Source organism: Candidatus Cyanaurora vandensis, from assembly GCF_013285555.1.
Taxonomy (GTDB): Bacteria; Cyanobacteriota; Cyanobacteriia; order Gloeobacterales; family Anthocerotibacteraceae; genus Cyanaurora; species Cyanaurora vandensis.
Map to the genome: position 1 here is coordinate 1 of NZ_JAAXLT010000158.1, position 3,623 is coordinate 3,623.

The following is a 3,623-nucleotide window of genomic DNA, read 5'->3' on the forward strand; positions in this document are numbered from 1 at the left end:
AGTTAGCTTGGCTTCTCGGATGAACATGATATTATCCTAGCATATCAGGGGATAAAGCCGTCCTGAAGGACGGGGCTTGCATCCCATATTTCCGGTCAAGTTGCAGAGACGGGGGCCAGCAGGATCAACTTGGGGTCGGCAAGGAGACGGCGGGCGTACTCCACGAGGAATTCTCGCGCTTCATCGCGGCGGTAGGGTAGGGCCAAGAGGTCCCCGAAGACCCAGACTTGGTTCCTTTGTTTTTTAAAGAGCCAAGCCTCGAAGCCCCGGGGGGAAATCTGCTGGAAGAGTTCGATGGAGCGTGTCTTCTTAGCATCCGTGTAACTAAAGGACGGCTCTTGCTCTTTCAAGAAACGGCCCACCTGCGGGTAGTCCTTGCCATAGCCGTTGTCGAACTGCAAAACCGCCTCCACCCGTCCGTCGGTGCCGACCAATAGGACCACCCGTCCAAAAGACCGTTCATAGACCAGACTGCGCCAGGGTAGCGTGCGGCTGGCAGTGGGTGCCCCGTAGCGTTTGCGGATGGCAGTCTCGGTCTGACCCAACTCAAAGGCTTGGACCGGGAGGGCCAACGCGAAAACCAGACTAATGATGAGCCGCAGCATACATCCCCCACAGACAGAGTTGGGCATCCTGGTAATCAAAAAGCTGGGGCAACCAACGGCAGACCAAGGCACTGTCGCCCCCAGTGGCAACGACTTTACCCCGACTCTCGGCTTGCCGCCATGCCGTTAGGTACTGTTCTAGCCCCGCTAGGGTCACTTTGACCACCCCACTTTGGATGGCACTGGCGGTGTCGCTCGCGAGGGGCACGGGGAGGGTTGTGGGGAGGGTGACTTCAGGGAGGAGGGCGGTCTGTTGGTGTAAAGCGCGAAACTGCATCATGAATCCCGGCAGGATACAGCCCCCCACCAATTGACCTTTAGTACCCGCCACCGTCACCGTGATACAGGTCCCGAAATCCACGACCAGCACGGGTAAACCATAGCGATAACCCGCCCCCAGAATATTCAAGGCCCGGTCAATCCCTAGGGTCTCATAACTGCCCCGGAGCGTCACATCTGCCAGGGTCAAGACCCGTACCTTGGGGTAGAACTGCCACCGCTCTAACCGTGCGGGGACCACGGAGGCGACGGTAATCTGGGACGCCCGCTCGAATACACTGGGGTCCCAGTAATCCGGGCTATAGTCCGCCGCCAAAATCAACTCCCCCCGCTCAAACCAGCCCCAGTGCTGACGGGTATTGCCAATGTCCACCGCCAACCACATCGCTCGTCCCCAAACAATGGCTCTCATTATGGCTTGCCCTGCCCCGAGCTGATGGGGATGAGTACATCCTGGGGTAGAGGTGAGGCCAATGGGGGTCGGTTTACTTGGAATGAGAAAACGCTGGGGGCCGCGATGAGTCTGATTGAGACCCGTACCGAACGGATGGTATTGAACCTAGGCCCCCACCACCCTTCCATGCATGGGGTGATGCATCTGGTCGTCACGATGAACGGGGAGAATATCGAAGACTGCCAACCGATTATTGGGTACTTGCACCGGGGCATTGAGAAGATGGCGGAAAGCCGCAGCTTCATTCAGTTCCTGACCTATGCCAATCGCTGGGATTATGCAGCAACTATGCTCCAGGAGTCCTTGACAGCAATGGCCTGGGAAAAGCTTGCCGATGTCCCCGTCCCCCGCCGTGCCCAATATATCCGCGTCATCATGCTAGAGCTTTCCCGTATTTCCTCTCACCTGCTCTGGCTGGGTCCCTTTATGGCGGACTTGGGGGCCAATACGCCGCTGTTTTATATTTTTCGGGAACGCGAGTTGGTCTACGACCTTTTTGAGGCGGTCACGGGGTCCCGGTTAATGCACAACTACCACCGCATCGGCGGGGTGGCTGCCGATATTACCTATGGTTGGGTGGATAAATGCCGGGACTTCTGTGATTACTTCTTGCCCAAAGTTGATGAGTATGAGACCTTAATCACAAACAACCCAATTTTTCGCCGTCGAGTCGAGGGCCTAGGGGTGGTCTCGCAGGAGGAGGCGATTAGCTGGGGGATGTCTGGGCCGATGCTCAGGGCCTCCGGGGTGCAGTGGGACCTGCGTAAGGTGGACCACTATTCAATTTACGACGAGGTGGAGTTCGACGTGCCCTGGGATACTCGTGGTGATGTCTTTGCCCGCTATGTGGTGCGGATTCAGGAGATGCGCGAGTCCACAAAAATTATCCGCCAGTGCCTAGACCAACTTCCCGGCGGTAGCTTTGAAAACCTGGAGGCCCAACGGCTTCTCGGTGGACCCAAGAGCGAATGGAACGCTCCTGATTACCAATTCATCAGCAAGAAACCCGCCCCCAACTTCAAACTACCCGCCGGTGAAATCTATGTCCGCGTCGAGTCTGCCAAGGGTGAACTCGGTGCTTACTTAATCGGTGATGGCGGACAAACTCCCTGGCGGTTCAAGGTCCGGCCCCCGGACTTTGTGAACCTGGGTTTAATTGCCCAAATGGTCAGTGGCAGTAAGCTTGCTGATTTAATGGCAATCCTCGGTTCTGTAGACATGATTATGGGTTCCGTGGACCGTTAGTGTGCCAACTCTCCACGAGCCGGTCCACATTTACCGCTAAGGGTTTGAGTTCGAGGGGCTGCTCATGGGCCCGTTCAAAGCGTAAGTTTTGAATTTTTGTTAAGCGTTCATTGACTTTGATAGCGTTTATTAACACACGCCTTAGAAAACTAGAGTCCTGTCTTAGGCGATGATAAAGCTATGGGTATACCAAGCATTCAAGAGACCTTCGACCGGCTAGGCCACAAACCCGCCCTCATTCCCTTCTTGACCGCTGGGGACCCAGATCTTGTGACCACAGGGGCCGCCCTATTGACCTTGGCCCGCCACGGTGCGGACATTCTCGAGGTAGGGGTGCCCTACGCTGATCCCCTCGCCGATGGACCCGTGATCCAAGCTGCTGCCACTCGTGCCCGTCAACGGGGCACCACCTTGAGCCAAGTGCTAGAGCTTTTGGCAGGGTTAATCCCGGCCCTGGGTGTACCCGTGGTCCTGTTCTCCTACTACAACCCGGTGCTGGCGATGGGGGCCGAAAATTTTATGGCCCGCCTCCACCAAGCGGGAGTCAAGGGCGTAGTTATTCCCGACCTCCCCCTGGAAGAAGCCGGACCTCTACTAACCTTGGGCGCGGCCTATGGCGTAGATGTGATTTTGCTAATTGCCCCAACGAGCCCCCCGGACCGGATCGCCCGGATTGTCCAAGCCGCCCAGGGCTTTGTCTATGTGGTCAGTCTCACCGGGACCACCGGGGTCCAACAGCAACTAGCGACCAACCTCCCCCAGATGATCCAGCAGGTGCGGGCCTTGACGACGAAGCCTATTGCCGTCGGGTTCGGTATCTCCACCCCGGCCCAAGCTCGACAGGTAGCCGACTGGGGGGCTAACGGGGTGATTGTGGGGAGTGCCTGTGTCCAACTGTTGGCCCAGACCCCGGAGCCGGAACGGTTAGCCCGCTTGGGCGAATTTTGTCAGCAGTTGCGCGATGCGCTGGGTTAAAGCGGCTCTCCTCGCGCTCTTCTTGCATGCTTGCAAGGGTCCCCAATCCCTCCCCAATACTGCGC

The 3,623-nt window shown here is 57.4% G+C and carries 4 protein-coding genes; 2 read left to right on the forward strand and 2 right to left on the reverse strand.

Annotation, left to right across the window (positions count from 1 at the left end; genetic code table 11):
- Window positions 1–95: 95 nt before the first annotated feature.
- Both HFM78_RS11050 and HFM78_RS11055 read right to left on the reverse strand, forming a co-directional pair.
- Window positions 96–605, reverse strand: coding sequence for a hypothetical protein (locus tag HFM78_RS11050; protein WP_287129504.1), 510 nt, complete (start codon window positions 603–605; stop codon window positions 96–98).
- Window positions 586–1,296 carry a type III pantothenate kinase gene (locus HFM78_RS11055; RefSeq protein WP_287129505.1) on the reverse strand — a complete coding sequence of 237 codons (711 nt, stop codon included), beginning with the start codon at window positions 1,294–1,296 and terminating at the stop codon, window positions 586–588. Before HFM78_RS11055 ends, HFM78_RS11050 begins: the two co-directional genes overlap by 20 nt.
- 105 nt (window positions 1,297–1,401) lie before the next feature.
- Here HFM78_RS11055 and HFM78_RS11060 point away from each other — a divergent pair, with 105 nt between their 5' ends.
- Together HFM78_RS11060 and trpA are read left to right on the forward strand one after the other, a co-directional pair.
- On the forward strand, window positions 1,402–2,583 hold the full coding sequence (locus tag HFM78_RS11060; RefSeq protein WP_396033669.1) for an NAD(P)H-quinone oxidoreductase subunit H: 1,182 nt from the start codon (window positions 1,402–1,404) through the stop codon (window positions 2,581–2,583).
- A 186-nt stretch (window positions 2,584–2,769) separates the two neighbouring features.
- On the forward strand, window positions 2,770–3,558 hold the full coding sequence (trpA, locus tag HFM78_RS11065; RefSeq protein ID WP_396033671.1) for a tryptophan synthase subunit alpha: 789 nt from the start codon (window positions 2,770–2,772) through the stop codon (window positions 3,556–3,558).
- Window positions 3,559–3,623 lie beyond the last annotated feature (65 nt).

Excerpts from the sequence above, each read along its gene's own strand:
- HFM78_RS11050 (WP_287129504.1), bottom strand. The coding sequence starts at position 605 with ATGCTGCGGCTCATCATTAGTCTGGTTTTCGCGTTGGCCCTCCCGGTC.
- HFM78_RS11055 (WP_287129505.1), bottom strand. The coding sequence starts at position 1,296 with ATGAGAGCCATTGTTTGGGGACGAGCGATGTGGTTGGCGGTGGACATT.
- HFM78_RS11060 (WP_396033669.1), top strand. The coding sequence starts at position 1,402 with ATGAGTCTGATTGAGACCCGTACCGAACGGATGGTATTGAACCTAGGC.